The sequence below is a fragment of the Anaerococcus sp. HMSC065G05 genome, from assembly GCF_001812365.1.
Classification (GTDB): Bacteria; Bacillota; Clostridia; order Tissierellales; family Peptoniphilaceae; genus Anaerococcus; species Anaerococcus vaginalis.
In genome coordinates this window covers 2,876-3,773 of record NZ_KV808727.1, presented here as the reverse complement: position 1 = coordinate 3,773, position 898 = coordinate 2,876, and the positions used below count along the sequence as shown (strand labels likewise).

At 36.4% G+C, this 898-nt stretch carries 1 protein-coding gene and 1 pseudogene; both read left to right on the top strand.

Annotated features, from left to right (window positions below):
• A pseudogene (locus tag HMPREF2852_RS10195) lies at positions 1-194 on the top strand (hypothetical protein); the annotation flags it as partial.
• A 241-nt stretch (positions 195-435) separates the two neighbouring features.
• The coding region (gene mobQ / locus HMPREF2852_RS08450) for a MobQ family relaxase (RefSeq protein ID WP_148130567.1) at positions 436-898 on the top strand (463 nt) is incomplete at its 3' end.

Below are 898 nucleotides of genomic sequence, written 5' to 3'. Positions count from 1 at the left end.
AAAAAGGAGCAGTCTTTGAAAGTATCTTTACCGAAAGTAAAAATTTAACCAAAGATGAATTTTATCAGTTAATCACATCTCTAATTCGTAAAGAAGAAGCCAATATCAAAATACTAAAAATTATAGAAAGCAGAGAAGAAACAGAAAATCAAAATATAGAAAACCAAGAGGACGAAACGGACATCGAAGAATAGTCCCTTGTTTACAAGGGCGCACTTATACACCTTAACAGGTGTGTGCGTTCTCCGAAGGCTCTTAGCAGAGGGCATATCAGCTAACGCTGATACAGGGGAGCTACACTCCCCTACGGAAATAAATTTCCTACCCCTTGTGTACTTCCCAAAAGAAATCGGATATAAAGCTATCCGATTTTTTTAGGAAGTCTTATCTATCGCCACATCAACGTATCAGAAAAACGAAAGGAGGTTTTTGACTATGGCGATATATCATCTTTGCATAAAGATTATTTCAAGAGGCAAAGGCAAAAGTGCAGTAGCAGCTTCCGCCTATCGTAGTGGCGAAAAGATAAAAAACGAATATGACGGCATAGTCCATGACTTTACAAGAAAAGGTGGAATAGCCCATACAGAAATTCTTTTACCACAAAATGCACCACAGGAATTTTCAGATAGAGGAACATTATGGAACAGTGTTGAAAAAATAGAAAAGAGTAAAAATTCTCAACTTGCAAGAGAAATTGAAATTGCATTGCCTAAAGAATTAGACAGGGAAAAACAGATTGAACTTGTAAGGAACTATGTGAAAGAAAATTTTGTAGATGTCGGTATGTGTGCAGATATTGCCTTACATGATAAAAATGACGGAAACCCACATTGTCATATCCTACTAACCATGCGACCACTAAATGAAGATAAAACATGGGGAGCAAAATCAAAAA